At 74.2% G+C, this 18,684-nt stretch carries 18 protein-coding genes; 7 read left to right on the top strand and 11 right to left on the bottom strand.

Translation table 11 applies throughout. The features are described from left to right. Nucleotides 1–69: 69 nt before the first annotated feature. Complete coding sequence (locus tag ACSLIC_RS14355) at nt 70–642, bottom strand: FABP family protein (RefSeq protein WP_436738076.1); 573 nt, start codon at nt 640–642, stop codon at nt 70–72. Nucleotides 643–1,343: 701 nt separating this feature from the next. Here ACSLIC_RS14355 and ACSLIC_RS14350 point away from each other — a divergent pair. Further along, entirely contained in the window at nt 1,344–1,706 is a 363-nt protein-coding gene (locus tag ACSLIC_RS14350) for a DsrE family protein (protein WP_436738075.1), read from the top strand. Nucleotides 1,707–1,766: 60 nt separating this feature from the next. On the opposite strand, the gene ACSLIC_RS14345 is transcribed toward ACSLIC_RS14350, so the two are convergent. The 8 genes from ACSLIC_RS14345 to ACSLIC_RS14310 form a co-directional block, all read right to left on the bottom strand. Next, nucleotides 1,767–2,333: a DUF3099 domain-containing protein gene (locus tag ACSLIC_RS14345; protein WP_436738074.1), complete on the bottom strand. Its 567-nt coding sequence runs from the start codon at nt 2,331–2,333 to the stop codon at nt 1,767–1,769. Between the two features lie 210 nt (nt 2,334–2,543). Beyond that, entirely contained in the window at nt 2,544–2,831 is a 288-nt protein-coding gene (locus ACSLIC_RS14340) for a DUF1416 domain-containing protein (RefSeq protein ID WP_003949043.1), read from the bottom strand. A 90-nt stretch (nt 2,832–2,921) separates the two neighbouring features. Further along, nucleotides 2,922–3,761 (bottom strand): sulfurtransferase, encoded by an 840-nt coding sequence (locus ACSLIC_RS14335; RefSeq protein ID WP_436738073.1) that lies wholly within the window; start codon nt 3,759–3,761, stop codon nt 2,922–2,924. Nucleotides 3,762–4,010: 249 nt separating this feature from the next. Then, nucleotides 4,011–4,091: a putative leader peptide gene (locus ACSLIC_RS14330; protein WP_350495130.1), complete on the bottom strand. Its 81-nt coding sequence runs from the start codon at nt 4,089–4,091 to the stop codon at nt 4,011–4,013. Between the two features lie 240 nt (nt 4,092–4,331). Next, entirely contained in the window at nt 4,332–5,060 is a 729-nt protein-coding gene (locus tag ACSLIC_RS14325; RefSeq protein WP_436738072.1) for an LmeA family phospholipid-binding protein, read from the bottom strand. Between the two features lie 213 nt (nt 5,061–5,273). Then, nucleotides 5,274–6,917 carry a hypothetical protein gene (locus ACSLIC_RS14320; protein WP_436738071.1) on the bottom strand — a complete coding sequence of 548 codons (1,644 nt, stop codon included), beginning with the start codon at nt 6,915–6,917 and terminating at the stop codon, nt 5,274–5,276. Between the two features lie 11 nt (nt 6,918–6,928). Further along, on the bottom strand, nt 6,929–7,183 hold the full coding sequence (locus ACSLIC_RS14315) for a MoaD/ThiS family protein (protein ID WP_436738070.1): 255 nt from the start codon (nt 7,181–7,183) through the stop codon (nt 6,929–6,931). 205 nt (nt 7,184–7,388) lie between these two features. Beyond that, complete coding sequence (locus ACSLIC_RS14310; RefSeq protein WP_436738069.1) at nt 7,389–8,177, bottom strand: alpha/beta hydrolase; 789 nt, start codon at nt 8,175–8,177, stop codon at nt 7,389–7,391. Nucleotides 8,178–8,653: 476 nt separating this feature from the next. On the opposite strand from ACSLIC_RS14310, the gene ACSLIC_RS14305 reads away from it, so the two are divergent. The 5 genes from ACSLIC_RS14305 (at nt 8,654) to ACSLIC_RS14285 (ending at nt 14,079) form a co-directional block, all read left to right on the top strand. Then, nucleotides 8,654–9,451 (top strand): response regulator transcription factor, encoded by a 798-nt coding sequence (locus ACSLIC_RS14305; protein ID WP_436738068.1) that lies wholly within the window; start codon nt 8,654–8,656, stop codon nt 9,449–9,451. A 139-nt stretch (nt 9,452–9,590) separates the two neighbouring features. Then, complete coding sequence (locus ACSLIC_RS14300; RefSeq protein ID WP_436738067.1) at nt 9,591–10,613, top strand: LacI family DNA-binding transcriptional regulator; 1,023 nt, start codon at nt 9,591–9,593, stop codon at nt 10,611–10,613. Between the two features lie 133 nt (nt 10,614–10,746). Then, the gene (locus tag ACSLIC_RS14295) at nt 10,747–11,778 is read left to right on the top strand and encodes a S1C family serine protease (protein WP_436738066.1); all 1,032 of its coding nucleotides are present in this window, start codon (nt 10,747–10,749) and stop codon (nt 11,776–11,778) included. Between the two features lie 76 nt (nt 11,779–11,854). Beyond that, nucleotides 11,855–12,595, top strand: a complete 741-nt coding sequence (locus ACSLIC_RS14290; RefSeq protein WP_436738065.1) for a response regulator transcription factor — start codon at nt 11,855–11,857, stop codon at nt 12,593–12,595. After that, nucleotides 12,592–14,079: a HAMP domain-containing sensor histidine kinase gene (locus ACSLIC_RS14285; RefSeq protein WP_436738064.1), complete on the top strand. Its 1,488-nt coding sequence runs from the start codon at nt 12,592–12,594 to the stop codon at nt 14,077–14,079. Before ACSLIC_RS14290 ends, ACSLIC_RS14285 begins: the two co-directional genes overlap by 4 nt. A gap of 34 nt (nt 14,080–14,113) precedes the next feature. Here ACSLIC_RS14285 and ACSLIC_RS14280 read toward each other — a convergent pair whose 3' ends face one another. Continuing rightward, nucleotides 14,114–15,418, bottom strand: coding sequence for an LmeA family phospholipid-binding protein (locus ACSLIC_RS14280; RefSeq protein WP_436738063.1), 1,305 nt, complete (start codon nt 15,416–15,418; stop codon nt 14,114–14,116). A gap of 182 nt (nt 15,419–15,600) precedes the next feature. Next, nucleotides 15,601–17,412 (bottom strand): bifunctional metallophosphatase/5'-nucleotidase, encoded by a 1,812-nt coding sequence (locus tag ACSLIC_RS14275; RefSeq protein ID WP_436738062.1) that lies wholly within the window; start codon nt 17,410–17,412, stop codon nt 15,601–15,603. 173 nt (nt 17,413–17,585) lie between these two features. On the opposite strand from ACSLIC_RS14275, the gene mshD reads away from it, so the two are divergent. After that, entirely contained in the window at nt 17,586–18,509 is a 924-nt protein-coding gene (gene mshD / locus ACSLIC_RS14270) for a mycothiol synthase (RefSeq protein WP_436738061.1), read from the top strand. The last annotated feature ends 175 nt before the right edge of the window (nt 18,510–18,684 follow it).

Below are 18,684 nucleotides of genomic sequence, written 5' to 3'. Positions count from 1 at the left end.
CGGCGCTTGAGGCCGAAGAGAGCCCGGCCGGCGCTTGAGGCCAGGAGCCGGCCGGCGCCTGAGGCAGCCCTACTTGAAGAAGGCGATCCCGTCGTCCGGGAGGTCACCGAGGTCCTTGGCCCAGGACTCGACCTCGCCCGGGGTCACGACCTTCTTGAGCTGAGCGGACATGTAGGGCCGCAGCGACACCTCGGGGGTCTGCTTCTCCCCGACCCACATGAGGTCACTCTTGACGTAGCCGTAGAGCCGCTTCCCGCCGCTGTACGGCCCGGAGGCCGCCGTGCGGGCCACCGCGTCCGTGACCAGGTCGATCTGCGGCTTCTGGTCGGCCAGCTCGCCGTACCAGACCTCGACCACCCCGTCGTCGCGGGTCATGACGACCTCGACCTTGCGGTCCTTGTCGATCCGCCAGAACCCCGCCTCGGACTCCAGCGGCCTGACCTTCTCGCCCGCCTCGTCGAGGACCCAGGTGTGCGAGTGGTACTCCAGGAAGTCCCGGCCGTCGTGGCTGAAGGACACCTCCTGGCCGAAGTTGCACTTCTCGGCGCCGGGGAAGTCGAAGACGCCCGCGCCCGCCCAGTCACCGAGGAGGAAGGTCAGCGGCACGAGGTCCGGATGCAGGTCGGACGGAATCTCGATCATGAGCGGCTCACGCGTTTCGTCGCAGGGGTTCGGGTCGGCCGGGCAGCTGGGTCAGCGCTGGCCCTGGTACAGCTTCTTCACGCTCAGGCCGACGAAGGCGAGAACGCCGACGCAGACCAGAACCAGCAGGGCGGAGAAGAATGCCTCAAGCACGGGGTGCTCCTCGGTGACGCGTGGATGAGCGGATACGAAGCCGACCCCAGCTTAGACGGCCTGGCGCCGCCGCTCTCGGCGAGGGCGGGCCCGGCTCCCCGGCCCGCCCCCGCCACCGGCCTCAGCCGAGCAGTCGCGTCTGGAGGAACGACCGTCCGGTGGAAGGGGACGCGGGCCGCGTCGTCCTCCCTCTCCTGCGCCACCGCGGCGAGGGTGTCCCCGGCGACGGTGTACGCCAACCCGGGCCTGGGCCCCGTCGTCGCCGTAGGGGGTTCCTCGCAGGCGTGCACGGAGGCGGTCTCGGAGAGGCCCCGGCTGGACCACCGCTCGTCGCTCCGGGTCTCTCGGTACGGGCCGGCGAGCCCCGAGGGCGGGAACCGCGGCAGGGGGGCGCGGGCCTCGGTTCCGTCCGGCATGGTCCAGCCTCGGGAGGCCGCGCGCCGCAGGGCGAACTCGTGGAGCCCGTCGGCGAGGTCGCGGCGGCCGTCCTTCTTGCGTACTCGGCGAGGTAGGCGGAGGTCGCCCCGGGGGTGACTACGATTCGGGGCATGGCGAAGAAGCTCGTGATCAAGGTGACGGCCGGGGCGGACGCCCCGGAGCGGTGCTCGCAGGCGTTCACGGTGGCCGCGGTGGCCGTGGCCAGCGGTGTGGAGGTGTCCCTCTGGCTGACCGGCGAGTCCTCGTGGTTCGCGGTGCCGGGCCGGGCGGCGGAGTTCACGCTCCCGCACGCGGCACCGCTGCCGGAGCTGATCGAGGGGATCATGGCGGGCGGCGGGATCACCCTCTGCACGCAGTGCGCCGCCCGCCGGGACATCTCGGAGGGCGACGTCATCGAAGGCGTCCGGATCGCGGGGGCGCAGGTCTTCGTCAGCGAGGTCATGGCGGACGGCGTGCAGGCGCTCGTCTACTGAGCCTGCCGACCGGTCGGCCCGACTCCCGCCCGCCCTCGGCGGTTCGGCGCCCGCGAGCGGCTACTCCTCCGGCCAGGGGCCGGGCCTGCGCGGATCGCTGCCACGTCCCGGCGGGCCGCCGCTGCCCCGGCGGTCCAACTCCCGCCACCACGCCTCGGATTCGGGGTCGTGTCCCTTGACGCGGTCCTCGTCGGAGAGAGGTCCCCGGCGCCCGCCGCGGCCCCCGGACCCGCCGGAGATCCCGGTGGAGCCGGACGGGTCGGGAGGGGAGGAGGGGCCGGAATGGGTGGACGGCTCCGAGGGCGGCCCGCGCCGCTCGGAGGACGGCCGCACCGGCGGCGTCCCCGGCCCGTCCCGGGGGTCCTTCCTGCGGACGTGGGTCGGCGGCGCGGGAGGGGGTTCGACCTCGCCGGAACCGTCGTCGGCGCCGGGGTCGTCGTACCAGCGGTCCTCGGGCCCCTTGCGGTTGGCGACGATGGCGGCGCACGGCGGGATCACCATCGCCACCACGCACATCGCGACGGCGGCCGGTACCGACCACAGGCGCACGACGGCGCACGCCACGACGAAGAGGCTCAAGCAGAGGCCCATCATGGCGAAGTACACATGCCGCCTTCGCGCATACATGGTTCCAGCGTAGGCACGTCCGCCCACCTCGCACCCCGGCGGACAGCCCTGTTCGAAAGTGCCCGAAAAACGCCCCTGACCAGGGAGAACGGCGACGCCGGTGGGTAGCGGCACGGACACGGACAGGCCGCGGGGCCACACCCCGTCCAGTGGCGTCCAACCCCCTGGGGTGCGGCCCCTCGCCCTGCGGTCCGAAGACGGCGGCGCGCCTCAGACGGCGATGGCGACCTCGGCGAGGCCGCCCTGCTGGGCGACGACCGTGCGGTCGGCGGAACCGCCCGGGACCAGGGCGCGCAGCGTCCAGGTGCCCTCGGCGGCGTAGAAGCGGAACTGACCGGTGGCCGAGGTCGGGACCTCGGCGGTGAACTCGCCGGTCGAGTCGAGCAGGCGCACGTAACCGGTGACGGGCTCGCCGTCGCGGGTCACGCTGCCCTGGATGGTGGTCTCACCGGGCTTGATGGTCGAGGCGTCGGGGCCGCCGGCCTTGGCTCCACACATTCCTGCATCCGTCCTTCGCTGGTGCGGTGCCCCCGCCGCCGGGTCGGGGGCGGGGGCGCGGGGCCGCGCCTGACGCGCGACCCCGCGGGGTCACTTGGCGGGGCCGAGCTCGATCGGCACCCCGACCAGGGAGCCGTACTCGGTCCACGAGCCGTCGTAGTTCCTGACGTTCTCGACGCCGAGCAGCTCGTGCAGGACGAACCAGGTCAGCGCGGAGCGCTCACCGATGCGGCAATAGGCGATGGTGTCCTTGGCGAGGTCGACCTGCTCGGCCTCGTAGAGCGCCTTCAGCTCCTCGTCGGACTTGAAGGTGCCGTCGTCGTTGGCGTTCTTCGACCACGGGATGTTGCGGGCGCTCGGCACGTGGCCGGGGCGCTGCGACTGCTCCTGCGGGAGGTGGGCCGGGGCGAGCAGCTTGCCGGAGAACTCGTCGGGCGAGCGCACGTCCACCAGGTTCTGGTGGCCGATGGCGTTCACGACGTCCTCGCGGAAGGCGCGGATCGCGGTGTTCTGCGGCTTGGCCCGGTACTCGGTGGCCGGACGCCGGGGGACCTCGGCGACCAGGTCGCGGGAGTCCAGCTCCCACTTCTTGCGGCCGCCGTCGAGGAGCTTGACGTTCTCGTGGCCGTACAGCTTGAAGTACCAGTACGCGTAACTGGCGAACCAGTTGTTGTTGCCGCCGTAGAGGACGACGAGGGTGTCGTTGGCGATGCCCTTGGCCGAGAGGAGCTTCTCGAAGCCCTCCTGGTCGATGAAGTCGCGCCGGACCGGGTCCTGGAGGTCCGTGGTCCAGTCGATGCGGATCGCGTTGCGGATGTGGTTCTTGTCGTACGCGGACGTGTCCTCGTCGACCTCCACGACGGCGACGTTCGGGTCGTCCAGGTTCTCCTGGACCCAGTCGGCGTCCACCAGGACGTCACTACGGCTCATGGTGCGTTCCTCCGGGGCAGTTGCGGGGCTGGTGCGCGCTGCGTGCGGTGCGCTGCGGGGGTGTCCGGGGATGCCGGTGCGCGGCCGGCTCGCGCGGGGCCGGTGCGGTCCGGCGGCCACGGTGTCCGCGATGCGGACAGGGTGCGGGATCGTGGCGCTCGCGCGGGCTTCCGGGCTTTTCGGCGGGGCGGTGGCGGGCCGGTTCCGCCCACGGGCGGAACGGGCCGGAGCGTACGGTCCCCGCGCTGCTCAGCCGCGGCGACAGAGCATGGCGGCGACGCGGCACAGGTCGACTGCCCGCCGCTTCGTGAGATCCGCCTGGCGCTTCATGGGTCCGATCGTAGGGACGAAGCGGCGGCGCTGTCACCGGCGTTTCATCATTCGAGACGAGATCGTCCGCGATGCGGGCATCCGACCCGCGCCCTGACAGCACGGAACCGCCCCCACCCCTTCAGGTGGGGGCGGAGGCGGTCGCGAGCGGACCGGCGGACCAGGATCACGGACGGCCGCGTCTCGCTCTGCGGACGCCGCGCGGGCCCGGTGGCGCCGGACGCGCGGCCGTCCTCCGTCCTACCCGGCCAGGCGGACCGACGAACCCTCGACGGTGATCTCGACGCCGTCCTCGGCCGGGGTCACCTTCGACAGCGCGATGCCACCGGGCAGCCCGCCGACCTTCTGCTGGAAGTCGGTGATCTCGCGGACCTTGTCCTCGGCGACCTTGATGCCGAGGTTCGGCAGCGCGTCGGCCTTCACTCGCACCTCGCCGTCCTGGACGGTCGGGGTGGAGAGGACCTCCACGGGCTTGGGGAGCGTGGTGCCGAAGATCTCCGCCTCGACCGCCACCTTGATCTTGCCGTTGCCGCCGTCGGAGAGGCCGACGACCTTGGCGGTGACGCCGGGGGCGACGTCGATCGGGTCGGGCTTGGCCGTCTTGAGCAGGTCGGCGTAGCCGATCCGGGCGGTTCCCTCGGCGGTCTTCGCGGTGGCCTGGCTGAAGCCGCCGGAGAACTCGACGCCGCGCAGGTGGGCGTTGAGGTCGGCGACGCGGACGCTCTTGCCGTCGGTGGTGGCGTCGAAGTCCCGCACCGAGACCTCGACGTCCTCCAGGCCGCTGCCCACGACCTGGGTGAGGAAGGGGAAGCCGTGGATGGTCACCTCGGGGTCGGTGTCCATCGCCCCGTTCGCCTTGAGCCGGTCGGCCACCTCGCCCTCGGCGAAGTGGACCGCGATGCGGTCGGCGATGACGAAGAGTCCCCCCAGGACCACGACGACGATCAGGAGTCTGCGTAGTGCGCGCATCGTTCGGCTTCCCCCACCAGGTGGCTTCGCTCCCGGCGCCCTGGTGGGCACCTGGCCGCGAGCGTAACCCGGACGGCCTAACGTCCTGATCATCTCCGCACGAGTGTGTGCGACCTGATACGTCCCGATGGCGCACGGCGACCGAAAGCGTACGGAACGCCACCGCGCCCCTGCCGGAATCGGCGGGGGCGCGGTAGGTGTCGGCGGTCGGGGTCAGCCGGTGACCACGCGGCCCAGCAGGTAGACGGCCGGGGCGGCGGCGGTGAGCGGCAGGGCGACGCCCGCCGTCATGTGCACGAACCGCGACGGGTAGTCGTACGCCGCGACCCGGTGGCCGATCACCGCGCACACCGCCGCGCCGGCGCCGATCAGCGCGGCCGGGGCGCCGAGCCCGGTCAGCGCGCCGCCGACCGCACCGGCCCCCGCGCCCGCGAGGACGGCGGCGACCATCGAGGCGGCGGCGGGCAGCGGCAGCGAGCGGACGAAGACCGCGACGGCCACCGAGATCCCGCCGACCACGACCGCGTCCGCCCCGGCGGCCAGGTACCCGGCGGCCAGGATCGCCAGCGCGGCCGAGGCGATGGTGGCGAAGAGGCCGTGCAGCCGGTCGTCGGGCGGAGCGCCGCTGCGCAGCTGGAGGACGAGGCAGAGCAGCACCCAGACGCCGAGCGTGCCGATGACGGCGGCGGGGCCGTTCTCCTCTCCGGCGACCAGCAGCACCGCGTCGGCCACGAGGGCGCCCGCGAAGGCGAGGACGATGCCCTGCCGGGCCGGCCACATCCCGTTCAGCCGGAACCACCCGGCCGCCGTCACCCCCTGGAGGACCACCAGCGGCACCAGCAGCCCGAACCAGCCGAGCGCCGCCCCGCCCGCCATGAGCAGACCGAGCGCGGCGGTGAGCAGCGCGGGCTGCGTCCCCGGGTCGATGATCGGCGAGCGGCCCTCGGCTCGGGCGCGCTGGGCGTCGGTGATGCGGGTGTTGCCGGTGACGGTGGCCGGGCCGTAGGCGGGCCCGTCCTCCGCCGGGCTCTCGGCACCCGGGGCACGGTGACTACCGGTCCCGGCGGGCGCACGGTGGTTCCCGGTCCCGGCGGGCGCACGATGGCTCCCGGTCCCGGCGGGCGCCCGATGGCCGCCGTCCCGCTCCCGGGCCTCGGGCATCGGCCCGGCACCGGTCACGGGCGGGATCAACGCCGTCTCCTCGTACGGCGACGGAGGCGGGACCGCACCTCCCCCACCACCGTGCGACACCGGACCAGACCCAGCCTCCACCGGCGGAATCAACGCCGTCTCCTCGTACGGAGAAGGCGGCGGGACCGGCCCCGGGCCGGGGGCCGTCGGGGGGACGAAGGCCGTCTGCTCGTACGGGGACGGCGGTGGTGCCGGGTGGCCCTGGCCGCCGTAGGGCGGGGGCGGTGGGCCGGGCGGGGTGGCGCCCCGCTTGGCCTGCGGCATCATCGCGGTCTCCTCGTAGGGGGAGGGCGCGGGCCGGCCGGGGGCGCTCGGGGGCGGGGGCGGGCCGGCGGCCGGGGTGGGCGGCATCATCGCCGTCTCCTCGTACGGCGAGGGAGCCGGGTACCGGCCCGAGGGCTGGGCCCCGTATCCCTGCGCCGGGTAGCCCTGCTGCCCACCGTAAGGACCCTGCGAGGGGTCGATCGTGGGGTGGCTCTGGCTCTCCCAGGTCTCGCCCTGCCAGGTCTGCGCGGGCGCGGCCTGCCCCTGGGGGGCCTGCTGCCCGCCGTATGCCTGCTGCGGGTACGGGTCCTGCCCGTACCCCACGGCGTTCGGGTCGTACGGGTGGCCCTGGGGGGCCTGCTGGCCGTACGGGTCGTACGGCTGCTGCGGCTGATTGCTCATGCTGTGGGGGGTCACCCTCCTGCGAACGGCGGGAGCACCTCGACCGTGCCGCCCTCGGCCAGCCGTACGGTCTCATGGGCGCGGGTGCCGACGGGATCGCCGTCGACCAGGAACGAGCAGCGCCGGAGCACGCGGACCAGCTCACCCGGGTGGGCGCCGCGCACACCGTCCAGGACCTCGGCGAGGGTCGCCGCGTCGTACGGCTCCTCGGCGACCCCGGCGGCGGCCTTGGCTGCCGCCCAGTAGCGGATCGTGCCGGTGGGCATGGGGGCTCCTCCTCGGCCGGGTGCGGGACACCGGCCCTCCTTGTTGCCTGGGGCGGTCCGCGGGCGCGCCCGGACGCAAGGTTAGGCCCTCGCGGGGCGGGGGTGACTCGGCGTGTCCCCGAATGCCGGGCGGGCTCTGCTTTGTCCGCGCACGCCGTACGGGCCCGGCCGCGGGCCGGTGAGCTGCGGGCACCCCCAGCGCTCTTCACCCACCCGGCGCCCGCCGCGCCGCCCAGTCGGCGATGCGGGTGAGCAGCGGCTCGCCCGCCGCGTTCTCGGCGTGGCCCATGCCGGGTTCGAGCCAGAGATCGGCGTGGGGGGCCGCGGCGGCCAGGGCGCGGGGGTGGTCGAGGGGGAAGTAGGGGTCGCGGTCGCCGTGGACGAGGAGGAGGGGGGTGGGGGCGATGCGGGCGGCGGCCTCGGTGGGATCGAGCGGGACCGGGTCCCAGTCGCGGGTGTGGACGCGGGTGCGCAGCCCGTACCGGCCGACCGCGCGGCCCAGCGGCCGGGTGACGACCCAGTGCAGGCGGCGCATGGCGGCGGTGCCCCGGTAGTACCAGCGGGCGGGCGCGCTGACCGCGACGACGGCGTCGGTGTGGGCGGGCCCGTCCGCGTCCGGCGTCCCGGGGCGGTGCAGGGCGGCGTGGCGCAGGACGACAGAGCCGCCCATCGAGAAGCCGACCGTCCGCACCGTGCGGTGGCCCAGCCGCCGGGCCCAGGCGACGGCGGCGGCGAGGTCGAGCACCTCGCGGTCGCCGACGGTCGAGCGGCCACCGGAGGCTCCGTGGCCGCGGAACGAGAAGGTGACCACCGCCCCGTGGCGGCGGAAGACGGCCGCGGCCCGGCGGACGTGCGGCCGGGTGGCACTGCCGGTGAAGCCGTGGGCGACGACGGTGACCGGCACCCGGCCGGCCGCGTCCTCGGTCACATCCGCGTCCCCGTCCGCGGGCTCGTACACCGCCTCGATCGCGACCCCGTCGGCCGCCAGCAGCACGACCCGTTCGGCTCCCTCGGGGAATCCTTCCTGACCTGCGGCGACGGGGGTCGTCCGAGGGCTCTGGGCGCCGCCCGCGGACCTCGGTCCGGCCCCTCGCGCACGGCCCCTCGAAGGGACTCGGGAGGCGGCCGGGGAGGGGTCCGGGCGCACGTCGCGCCCTGCCGTAGGCGTACTCATGTGGGTTATTGTGCTGGGAAGAGGACTCGGGCAGCGAAGCCCCCGGGTCCTTTCGTGCTTTCCGGCACGTTGTATACGACCGGGACTCCGGTCGCGTCCTGCGCTCCGGGAGGCCGGCGGTCCCCAGGGCGCGGGGGTCGTGGACGTATCCGTACGCAGTGCCGCATGTCCGTCCGGCGCGCCACTCCGGACGGGCTCCCTCTCGCAGGGAACCGAGGAGGAACCGACGTCATGGGCGAACGATCCAACCCCCACCATCCGAGCTGCCGAGACCGCTGCGGGGCGGGTGAGCGCCGATGAGCTCCCTGCTGCTGCTCACCAACGCCCTCCAGCCCTCCACCGAGGTGCTGCCCGCGCTGGGGCTGCTCCTCCACCAGGTCCGCGTCGTCCCGGCCGAAGGGCCCGCCCTCGTCGACGCCCCGAGCGCGGACGTCATCCTGATCGACGGCCGCCGCGACCTGCCGCACGTCCGCAGCCTCTGCCAGCTGCTGCGCTCCACCGGGCCCGGCTGCCCCCTGGTCCTGGTCGTCACCGAGGGCGGCCTCGCCGCCGTCACCGCCGAGTGGGGCATCGACGACGTGCTGCTGGACACCGCGGGCCCGGCCGAGGTCGAGGCGCGGCTGCGGCTGGCCATGGGCCGCCAGCAGATCACCACCGACGACTCCCCCATGGAGATCCGCAACGGCGACCTCTCCGTGGACGAGGCCACCTACAGCGCCAAGCTGAAGGGCCGCGTCCTCGACCTCACCTTCAAGGAGTTCGAGCTGCTGAAGTACCTGGCGCAGCACCCGGGCCGGGTCTTCACCCGCGCCCAGCTGCTCCAGGAGGTCTGGGGCTACGACTACTTCGGCGGCACCCGCACCGTCGACGTGCACGTACGGCGGCTGCGCGCCAAGCTCGGCCCCGAGCACGAGTCGCTGATCGGCACCGTCCGCAACGTCGGCTACCGCTTCGTCACCCCGGAGAAGCCGGAGGCGAAGGAGAAGGCGGCCAAGGAGCAGGCGCAGGTGGAGGCCGCGGAGAAGGTGCGGGAGTCCCGCGCCGCCGCCGCCTCCGCCTCCGGTTCCCCGGGGCAGGCGGCGGCCAAGGGCTGAGCCGCCCGGCCCGCTCCCTCCGCCCGTCTCCCGGCCGCCCCACGGCGGCCCCGGGAGGCGGGCGGAGCGCCGCCCGGGGCCGGTATCGGAGGGCGGAGAACCCATAGGGCGAGGGCCTCGACCCGCGTAGACTGCCCCGGTGGCCAAGGTGACGCGGGACGACGTGGCGCGACTGGCGGGTACCTCGACCGCCGTCGTGAGTTACGTGATCAACAACGGACCCCGGCCGGTCGCCCCGGCCACCAGAGAGCGGGTACTCGCCGCGATCAAGGAGTTGGGCTACCGGCCCGACCGGGTCGCGCAGGCGATGGCGTCCCGCCGCACCGACCTCATCGGCATGATCGTGCCCGACGCGCGGCAGCCCTTCTTCGCGGAGATGGCGCACGCCGTGGAGCAGGCCGCCGCCGAGCGCGGAAAGATGGTCCTGGTCGGCAACTCCGACTACCTCGACGAGCGCGAGGTCCACTACCTCCGCGCCTTCCTCGGCATGCGGGTCTCCGGACTGATCCTGGTCAGCCAGGGCCCGAGCGAGACCGCCGCCAGCGAGATCGAGGCGTGGGACGCCCGGGTCGTCCTGCTGCACCGCCGGCCCGACGCGATCGACGACGTCGCCGTGGTCACCGACGACGTGGGCGGCGCCCAGCTCCTCACCCGCCACCTCCTGGAGCACGGCGTCCCCTATGTCGCCTGCCTCGGCGGCACCGCCAGCACCCCGCCGGTCGGCGACCCGGTCTCCGACCACGTCGAGGGCTGGCGCCGCGCCATGGCCGAAGCGGGCCGCACCACCGAGGGCCGCCTCTTCCAGGCCCCGTACAACCGCTACGACGCCTACGAGGTCGCCCTGACCCTCCTCGCGGGGCCCGACCGCCCGCCCGCCATCGTCTGCGCCACCGACGACCAGGCGATAGGCGTGCTGCGCGCCGCGCGGGAGCTGCGGATCGACGTGCCCGGGGAGCTTCTCGTGGCCGGCTTCGACGACGTCAAGGAGGCCGGTCTCACCGACCCGCCCCTGACCACGGTCGCCTCCGACCGCACCGCGATGGCCCGCGCCGCCGTCGACCTCGTCCTCGACGACGCCCTGCGCGTGGCGGGCTCCCGCCGCGAGCGGCAGAAGGTGTTCCCGTCGCGGCTGGTCGTGCGGCGCTCCTGCGGCTGCTCCTGAACGAGCGCGGGCACCGCCCCGGCCTCCTCGTGCCGGGGGGGACAGGCTTCCTTATACCGGGCATACGGGATTCTCCCCCGCTTCTCAGGCGCTTCTCAGCTCGCTCTCATCCGGCGGCCGGATCGTCGCAGACATGACGGAGAGCCCCCGCCACGACGGCGCACCCAGCGAGTACCCGACGACCCCGTACCCCGAGCAGCGGACGCCGTACGCCCACGGTGCGGCCGGCGAGGCGGCTGCCTGGCCGCCGCCGCCCGCCTACCCGCCGCACACCCCGCGTCACCGGCGCCGCCTGCGCGGACCGGCCGGGCTGCTCGCCGCGGTCGCGGTGGCCGCCGCCGCGATCGGCGGCGGGACGGCGTACGCCTTCCAGGAGCTGACCGGCGGCGGGGCCGACGGCTCGGGCTCGCCGGTCAACGGCACCACCGTGGCCGCCTCCAGCAGGGGGACGGTCGCCGGGGTGGCCGCCGCGGTCGGGCCGAGCATCGTGGAGATCAAGGCGGCGGGGTCCTCGGGCCAGTCGACCGGCTCCGGCGTGATCATCAGCGAGGACGGCGAGATCGTCACCAACAACCACGTGGTCTCCGGGGCCTCGCAGGTCCAGGTGGCGACCAGCGACGGCACGACGTACAGCGCCGAGGTGGTCGGCACGGACAGCTCCAAGGACCTGGCGCTGATCGAGGTCCGGGGCGCCTCGGGGCTCAAGGCGGCCTCGCTCGGCGACTCCGGCAAGGTGGCCGTCGGGGACGACGTGGTGGCCATCGGGTCGCCCGCCGGACTGACCGGGACCGTGACCAGCGGCATCGTCTCCGCCCTCGACCGCGACGTGACCGTCTCCCGGGACGAGAGCCAGGGCGGCAGCGGGCAGGGCGGCGGTCGCGAGTGGCCCTTCGAGTACGGCGGGGAGCAGTTCAACGGCGAGACCGGCGAGCGGACCACGACCTACCAGGCGATCCAGACCGACGCCTCCCTCAACCCGGGCAACTCCGGCGGCGCCCTGATCAACCTGGACGGCCAGATCATCGGCATCAACTCGGCGATGTACTCGGCCGGTTCCTCGCAGGGCTCGTCGTCGGACGCCGGCAGCGTCGGCCTGGGCTTCGCCATCCCCGTCAACGACCTCAAGGCCGACCTCGACACGCTGCGCTCCGGCTCCCAGCGGTGACGGGTGCGGGCCGCCCCGCGCGTGCGAGGCTGACCGCGATCCGAGTTCCGTACCCCCGAACCCCAGGGAGCCCGCCATGCCGGCCGCCGAACCCCAGGACCAGGACCGCGAGCAGCGCATCCTGATCGTCGACGACGAGCCCGCGGTCCGCGACGCGCTCCGCCGCAGCCTCGCCTTCGAGGGGTACGGCACACAGGTCGCCGTCGACGGCCTCGACGCGCTGGACAAGGCCGCCTCCTACCGCCCCGACCTGATCATCCTGGACATCCAGATGCCCCGGATGGACGGGCTGACGGCGGCCCGTCGGATGCGGGCCGGCCAGGACAGGGTGCCGATCCTCATGCTGACCGCCCGCGACACCGTCGGCGACCGCGTCACCGGCCTCGACGCGGGCGCCGACGACTACCTGGTCAAGCCCTTCGAGCTGGACGAGCTGTTCGCCCGGGTCCGCGCCCTGCTCCGCCGCTCCTCGTACGCCGCCGAGCCGGCCGGCTCCGGCGAGGGCGAGGACGTGCTCGCCTTCGCCGACCTGCGGATGGACCTCTCGACCCGCGAGGTACTGCGCGGGAACCGGCCGGTGGAGCTGACCCGTACCGAGTTCACCCTGCTGGAGATGTTGCTCGCCCACCCGCGCCAGGTGCTGACCCGCGAGCAGATCCTCAAGGCCGTCTGGGGCTTCGACTTCGAGCCGACCTCCAACTCCCTGGACGTGTACGTGATGTACCTGCGGCGCAAGACCGAGGCGGGCGGCGAGCCGCGCCTGGTGCACACCGTGCGCGGCGTCGGCTACGTGCTGCGCTCGGGGAGCGGCGAGTGAGACGGCTCGGCGCGCTCCCGCTGCGGGCCCGCCTCGCCCTGCTGGTGACGGCGGCCGTGGCGCTGGCGGTCGCCGCCGTCTCGGTGGCCTGCTGGTTCGTGGTGCGCGGCAAGCTGTACGACGAGATCGACGCCCAGTTGCACGCGCAGAACCAGCCGCAGCCCACCGCCGCCCTGCGCGACCTGCTCGCCGACTGCCCGAGCGAGCCCGCCCCGGCCGGCCCGGGCGACTTCGGCCGGGCCCAGCCCGAGCTGTACCTCCAGCTGGTCACCAGCGACGGCCGGGTCTGCGTCGCGGCCTCGTCCGCCGGGGTGGTCCAGCCCGACGCCGCCGATCTCGCGGTGGCGTCGGCCGGGCCCGGCCACGAAGCCGGGCCGCACGACGCGAAGGCCGCCGACGGCACCGAGGTCCGCGTCCTGGCCGCCCCCGCACTGGGCAAGGGCCCGCCCCCGGCGCACTTCCCGGGCACCGCGATCGTCTACGCGTACGCGCTGGAGGAGACCCACGACACCCTGGACGACCTGGCGCTGCTGCTCCTGCTCGTCTCGGGCGTCGGGGTCCTCGGCGCGGGCGGGGCCGGGCTGTGGATCGCCCGGTCGGGGCTGCGGCCCGTGGACCGGTTGGCCAAGGCCGTGGAGCAGGTGGCCCGCACCCGGGACCTGACGGTGCGCATCCCGGTCGAGGGCGACGACGAGATCGCCCGACTCTCCGCCTCCTTCAACGCGATGACCAGCGCGCTCGCCGACTCCCACGACCTCCAGCAACAGCTCATCGCCGACGCCGGGCACGAGCTGCGCACCCCGCTGACCTCGCTGCGGACCAACATCGAGCTGCTGGCCCGCAGCGAGAGCACCGGCCGCGCCCTGCCGGCCGAGGACCGGGCCGAGCTGCTCGACTCGGTCAAGGCCCAGATGACGGAACTGGCCGCGCTCATCGGCGACCTCCAGGAACTCTCCCGCACCGACGGCGCGCAACAGGGCCGCCTGGAGGTGGTGGCCTTCCACGAGACGACGGCGACCGCCCTGCGCCGGGCCAGGCTGCGCGGCCCGCGGCTGACCTTCACCGCCGACCTGGCGCCCTGGTACGTCCGCTGCCGCCCGGCCGCGCTGGAGCGGGCCGTGGTCAACATCCTCGACAACGCGGTGAAGTTCAGCCCGCCCGGCGGCACCGTCGACGTCCGCCTGCACCGCGGCGAACTCACCGTCCGCGACCGGGGCCCCGGCATCCCCGAGGACGAACTCCGGTACGTCTTCGACCGGTTCTGGCGCTCCCCGTCGGCCCGCTCGCTGCCCGGTTCGGGGCTGGGCCTGTCCATCGTGGCCCGTACCGCCGAGCAGTGCGGGGGCCGGGTCGCCGTGGAACGGGCCGAAGGGGGCGGAACCCTGGTCCGGCTGATTCTGCCGGGGGCGCCCACGCCGCCGCCGGGGGCGGAGCGCACGGAGGACGGGGCCGAGGAGGCCGACGGAGGTACGGGGGCGGGCTGAGGCCAGGCCCCGTACCGGACCGCGCGCGCCCGCCCTACTTCCCGAACCGCACCCCCGTCCCCGCCAGCCTGACCAGGATGCCGTCCGGCTCCACCCTGACGTCGCGCAGGCGGACGTCGCCCTCGGCGGGGAGTTCGGGGAGGGTGAAGCCGAGGGTGAGGCGGTCGGCGAGCTGGGGGCGGGTGAGGTCGGCGAGGGCGTCGAGGAGGTTCGGGTCGATGCCGAGGCGGCTCAGGACGTCGGGGTGGGCGGCGGCGAGGTCGACCAGGTTGACCGCGAGGAGGTCGTCGACGACGGCGGGGGTGCCGAGGAGGTCGGCGAGCCTGCGGTCGTCGGCGAGGGCCGCGCGGATCCGGGAGTCGGGGACGCCGAGGGCGTGCACGATGGCCGGGACCGAGAGCAGGGCCTTGGCCTTGGCCGTCTCGTCGGCCAGCTTCTCCAGGCTGCTCGGGGTGAGGTGGAGGCCGGCACCGGGGCGGAAGACGGCGAGGTCACCGATGTCCAGCCGTGCGCCGGTGACCTCGGTGGTGACCCCCCGGTCGCCCTCGCGGCGGATCAACGCGTTGGCGCGCAGGGCCAGTTCGTGCCCGGCCACGGGCAGGGTGCCGCGCGCGAGGACGCGGTCGTCGCCCTTGCCGGTGAACGTGACCTGGGAGGCGCCGAGTTCGCGCCCGAGGTCGTCGAAGGAGAGCCGGACCTCTCCGTCGACGCCGCCGATGTCGGCCCCGTCGAAGCCGGTCAGGCCCTCCCCGGAGATCCGTACGTCGTGCCCGGTGGCGGAGACCTCGGCGAGCGAGACGCGACCGGCGGCGACGTCGGGGACGGTGAGGTGGACGGTGTCGAGCCGCCGGGCGGCGACCTGGGTGAGGAAGGGGAAGCCGTCGATGTCGACCTCGGGGGCGGCGGCGAGGTTCATCGACTCCTTGAGCGACTCCTCCGCCTTGTTCTCGGCGTAGAGGACGGCCCAGCGGTCGCCGAGGGCGAGGAAGGCGGCCAGGACGAGCACGCCGACGGTGATCTTGGCGCCCCAGTGCAGCGTGTGGAAGGCGCTCCGCACGGGACCGCGCCCGCGCGGCCGGCGCCGGGGCGCCGCAGCGGGGGGCGGCGCGCAGGCCGGGCCCTCGCCGGTCTCGAAGGCGTCGAGGGCGTCCGGCTCCTCCTGGAGGAAGGTGTCCACGGCCCGGTCGTCGAGCCCGGCCAGCTGCTCGTACGGGTTGTCCCACTCGGGGTTGGACGCGTACGGGCCGTAGCGCGGCGCGGGCGTGGCGGGCTCGTCGGCGGGGTCCGGCGCCTGGGGTGAACGGTCGTTTTCCTTGGCCATGCGGTGGGGGGAACGCATCGCCTCATCCCACCACGCCCCCCGCCACCACCCGCAACCTCGGCTCCCGGTACCTCAGCTAATGCGAGGTTTTCCGCACGTGTCGCGGGGAGGAGTCCCGCCCCGGGCGACGGCGGGAGGGGCGCACCCGGTGCTCCGCCGGGTGCGCCCCTCCTCCTTCCCTTCGTCGCCGGTGCGGCGCGTTACCGCACGATCGCGATCCGGTCCCCCTTCGGCGGTTCCAGGGGGTCGGCGGGGGAGGTGGTGGCCGTCAGGTAGTCGTTGAAGGCGGCCAGGTCGTCGCTGCCGACGAGGGGGTCGGTGCCCGCGCCGAGGGCCGCGAAGCCGTCGCCGCCGCCGGCGAGGAAGGAGTTCATCGCGACGCGGTAGGAGGCGGCCGGGTCGATCGGCTCGCCGTTCAGGCGGATGGTGTCGGCGACGACGCGGTCGGCGCCGGACCTGGTGAGGTCGAGGGTGTACGTCAGCCCCTCCGACACCTGGAGGATCTTCGGGGACGCCTCGTTGCCGCCGCTGACCTGCTGCTGGAGCGCGGTCACCAGTTGCTCGCCGGTGAGCGTGACGAGGTTGACGGTGTTGCTGAACGGCTGGACGGTGAACGCCTCGCCGTAGGTCACCACCCCGTCGCCCTCGCCGCCGGACGCCTTGTACACCAGGTCGGAGCGGATGCCGCCGGGGTTCATCAGCGCGAGGACGGCCGTGTCGTCCAGGGACTTGGCGTGGGCCAGCTGGGCGTCGGCGATGACGTCGCCGAGCGGCGACTCCGGCGTGGTGGCGCCCCGGCCGGGCAGGTCGCCGGAGATGTGGCCGACGGGCTGGGCGGCGATCGGCGCGGCCAGCTCGTTCCAGTCGGAGATCAGCCGGGTGAGGTCCTTGGCCTTGGGCTGGTCCCGGGTGACGACGTGGTTGGCCGAGGAGACGCTGGTGCGGACGATGTCCTTGGTCTTCCGGTCGTACGTCAGCGTGGTGTCGGTGTAGAGCTTGCCGAAGGACGAGGCCGAGGTGACCGTGCGCGGCTCGCCGGACGGGTCCGGGACGGTGCAGACGTACGCCTCGTGCGTGTGGCCGGTGACCAGCGCGTCCACCTTGGGCGTGATGCCCTTGGCGATCTCCACGACCGGCCCGGAGATGCCGTCCCCGGCGCCGGAGGAGTCGCAGTCGTAGTTGTACGACGTGGACGCCGGGGCCCCGCCCTCGTGGATGAGCGCGACGATCGACTTGACGCCCTGGCGGTCCAGCTCACGGGCGTACTTGTTGACGGTCTCGACCTCGTCGTGGAACTTCAGCCCCTTGACGCCCTCGGCCGAGACGATGTCCGGCGTGCCCTCCAGGGTGACGCCGATGAAGCCGATCTTGACGCCGTTCTTCTTCCACACCGTGTACGGCTTGAGGATCGGCTCGCCGGTCTTCTCGTCCGTGACGTTGGCGGCGAGGTAGGGGAAGTCGGCGCCCTGGAACTTCCGGCCGTCGGTGTAGCAGCCGTCCTCGGGGTGGCAGCCACCCTTCTGGAGGCGGTTCAGCTCGGCGCGGCCCTCGTCGAACTCGTGGTTGCCGACGCCCGTGACGTCGAGCTTCATCCTGTTGAGCGCCTCGATGGTCGGCTCGTCGTGGAAGAGCCCGGAGAGCAGCGGACTGGCGCCGACCATGTCACCGGCGGCGGCCGTGACGCTGTACGGGTTGCCCTTGCGCGCGGTGCGCAGCGAGGTCGCCAGGTACTCGGCGCCGCCGGCGTCGATCGCCTTGGTCGAGCCGTCCGGCTGGGTCTCGGTGACCTGGCCGGAGGAGCCGGCCGGGGGTTCGAGGTTGCCGTGCAGGTCGTTGAAGGAGAGCAGTTGCACGTCGACGGTGCGGCCGTGGCCGGGCTTGCCGTGGTCGTGGCCGGGCTCGCCGTGGGCCCCGGCCGGCATCGCGGCGACCAGCGCGCCGACGGCGGCCAGCGAGACGGTACCGGTCACCAGGCGCCGGGTACGGCGTCTCGTGCGGGGTGTGGCTGACATGCGTCCCCCTGAGGGAGTGGACTGGGATACGAGCGAAGCCTAGGGTCAACGCGCGTAGCAGGACAGAGGGTTGCGGTTACGACGAGGTTGCCGTCGGGCGGCGCGCCACCCCGGACGCCCGTTACGCCCCGAATGCGGCGGCCCGGCCGCCCGCCCGCCGTACCCTCGGGACCATGACCAGCGACGCCTCGGCCCCCGTGCCCTCCCGCCAGATCCACACCACCGACCAGCTCACCGAGGACCAGGCCGTCTCGGTGCTGGCCCTGCTGGCCGACGCCGCCGCAGAGGACGGCCAGCAGGCCGTCTCCGAACAGGGCCGCCTCCACTTGCGCGGGGGCCGCCGCGAGGGCGTACGCCACCTCCTGCTGACCGTCGGCGGACAGCTCGTCGGCTACGCCCAGTTGGAGGGCGCCGACCCGGTCGAGCCGCCCGCCGGCGAACTGGTCGTCCACCCCGCGCACCGGGGCCGGGGCCACGGCCGGGCGCTCGGCACCGCCCTGCTGGAGGCGGCCGGCGGCCGGCTGCGGGTCTGGGCGCACGGCGGGCACCCGGCCGCCCGGCACCTGGCGATCGCGTTGGGGATGAGCCTCTTCCGGGAGCTGCGCCAGATGCGCCGCCCCCTCTCGGTCCCGCCGCTGCACGAGTCGGCGTACCCGGAGGGCGTCACCGTGCGCACCTTCGTCCCCGGCGAGGACGACGCGGCCTGGCTCGCGGTCAACGCCGCCGCCTTCGCCCACCACCCCGAGCAGGGTTCCCTGACCCAGCGCGACCTGGACGACCGGATGGCCGAGCCCTGGTTCGACCCGAAGGGGTTCTTCCTCGCCGAGCGCGAGGGCGAACTGGCCGGTTTCCACTGGACCAAGGTCCACGCCGACGAGCGCCTCGGCGAGGTCTACGTGGTCGGCGTGGCCCCCGCCGCCCAGGGCTCCGGCCTCGGCAAGGCCCTCACCACCACCGGCCTCGCCCACCTCGCCGCCGAGGGGCTGCCGACCGCCATGCTCTACGTCGACGCGGACAACGAGGCGGCGGTCAGCGTGTACGAGCGGCTGGGGTTCACGACGTACGAGACGGACCTGATGTACCGCACGGAGGCCTGAGCCGGGAGGCCCGCCCGCACGGCCCCGCCGCGTTCCCGAAGGGAGCGGGGCGGGGCCCGCGCATGTCGGGAGCGATGAACACCGGCCCCCCCGGGCGGCCGGTGTCCGCCGCACGAGCCGCGCCCTCCACCGCCCGTGACGCCCCGTCACCGCGAAACGGGAGCATCAGCGCTTA

This window comes from Streptomyces sp. BBFR102, from assembly GCF_051397025.1.
In the GTDB taxonomy this organism is placed as follows: Bacteria; Actinomycetota; Actinomycetes; order Streptomycetales; family Streptomycetaceae; genus Streptomyces.
Note: the sequence above shows the minus strand (reverse complement) of the source record. Positions and strands in the feature narration are given on the sequence as shown.

What these genes read in the sequence shown, in the direction of transcription:
- ACSLIC_RS14355 (WP_436738076.1), bottom strand. Translation starts at nt 642, where the DNA reads ATGATCGAGATTCCGTCCGACCTGCATCCGGACCTCGTGCCGCTGACC.
- ACSLIC_RS14350 (WP_436738075.1), top strand. Translation starts at nt 1,344, where the DNA reads ATGGCGAAGAAGCTCGTGATCAAGGTGACGGCCGGGGCGGACGCCCCG.
- ACSLIC_RS14345 (WP_436738074.1), bottom strand. Translation starts at nt 2,333, where the DNA reads ATGTATGCGCGAAGGCGGCATGTGTACTTCGCCATGATGGGCCTCTGC.
- ACSLIC_RS14340 (WP_003949043.1), bottom strand. Translation starts at nt 2,831, where the DNA reads ATGTGTGGAGCCAAGGCCGGCGGCCCCGACGCCTCGACCATCAAGCCC.
- ACSLIC_RS14335 (WP_436738073.1), bottom strand. Translation starts at nt 3,761, where the DNA reads ATGAGCCGTAGTGACGTCCTGGTGGACGCCGACTGGGTCCAGGAGAAC.
- ACSLIC_RS14330 (WP_350495130.1), bottom strand. Translation starts at nt 4,091, where the DNA reads ATGAAGCGCCAGGCGGATCTCACGAAGCGGCGGGCAGTCGACCTGTGC.
- ACSLIC_RS14325 (WP_436738072.1), bottom strand. Translation starts at nt 5,060, where the DNA reads ATGCGCGCACTACGCAGACTCCTGATCGTCGTCGTGGTCCTGGGGGGA.
- ACSLIC_RS14320 (WP_436738071.1), bottom strand. Translation starts at nt 6,917, where the DNA reads ATGAGCAATCAGCCGCAGCAGCCGTACGACCCGTACGGCCAGCAGGCC.
- ACSLIC_RS14315 (WP_436738070.1), bottom strand. Translation starts at nt 7,183, where the DNA reads ATGCCCACCGGCACGATCCGCTACTGGGCGGCAGCCAAGGCCGCCGCC.
- ACSLIC_RS14305 (WP_436738068.1), top strand. Translation starts at nt 8,654, where the DNA reads ATGAGCTCCCTGCTGCTGCTCACCAACGCCCTCCAGCCCTCCACCGAG.
- ACSLIC_RS14295 (WP_436738066.1), top strand. Translation starts at nt 10,747, where the DNA reads ATGACGGAGAGCCCCCGCCACGACGGCGCACCCAGCGAGTACCCGACG.
- ACSLIC_RS14290 (WP_436738065.1), top strand. Translation starts at nt 11,855, where the DNA reads ATGCCGGCCGCCGAACCCCAGGACCAGGACCGCGAGCAGCGCATCCTG.
- ACSLIC_RS14280 (WP_436738063.1), bottom strand. Translation starts at nt 15,418, where the DNA reads ATGCGTTCCCCCCACCGCATGGCCAAGGAAAACGACCGTTCACCCCAG.
- ACSLIC_RS14275 (WP_436738062.1), bottom strand. Translation starts at nt 17,412, where the DNA reads ATGTCAGCCACACCCCGCACGAGACGCCGTACCCGGCGCCTGGTGACC.
- mshD (WP_436738061.1), top strand. Translation starts at nt 17,586, where the DNA reads ATGACCAGCGACGCCTCGGCCCCCGTGCCCTCCCGCCAGATCCACACC.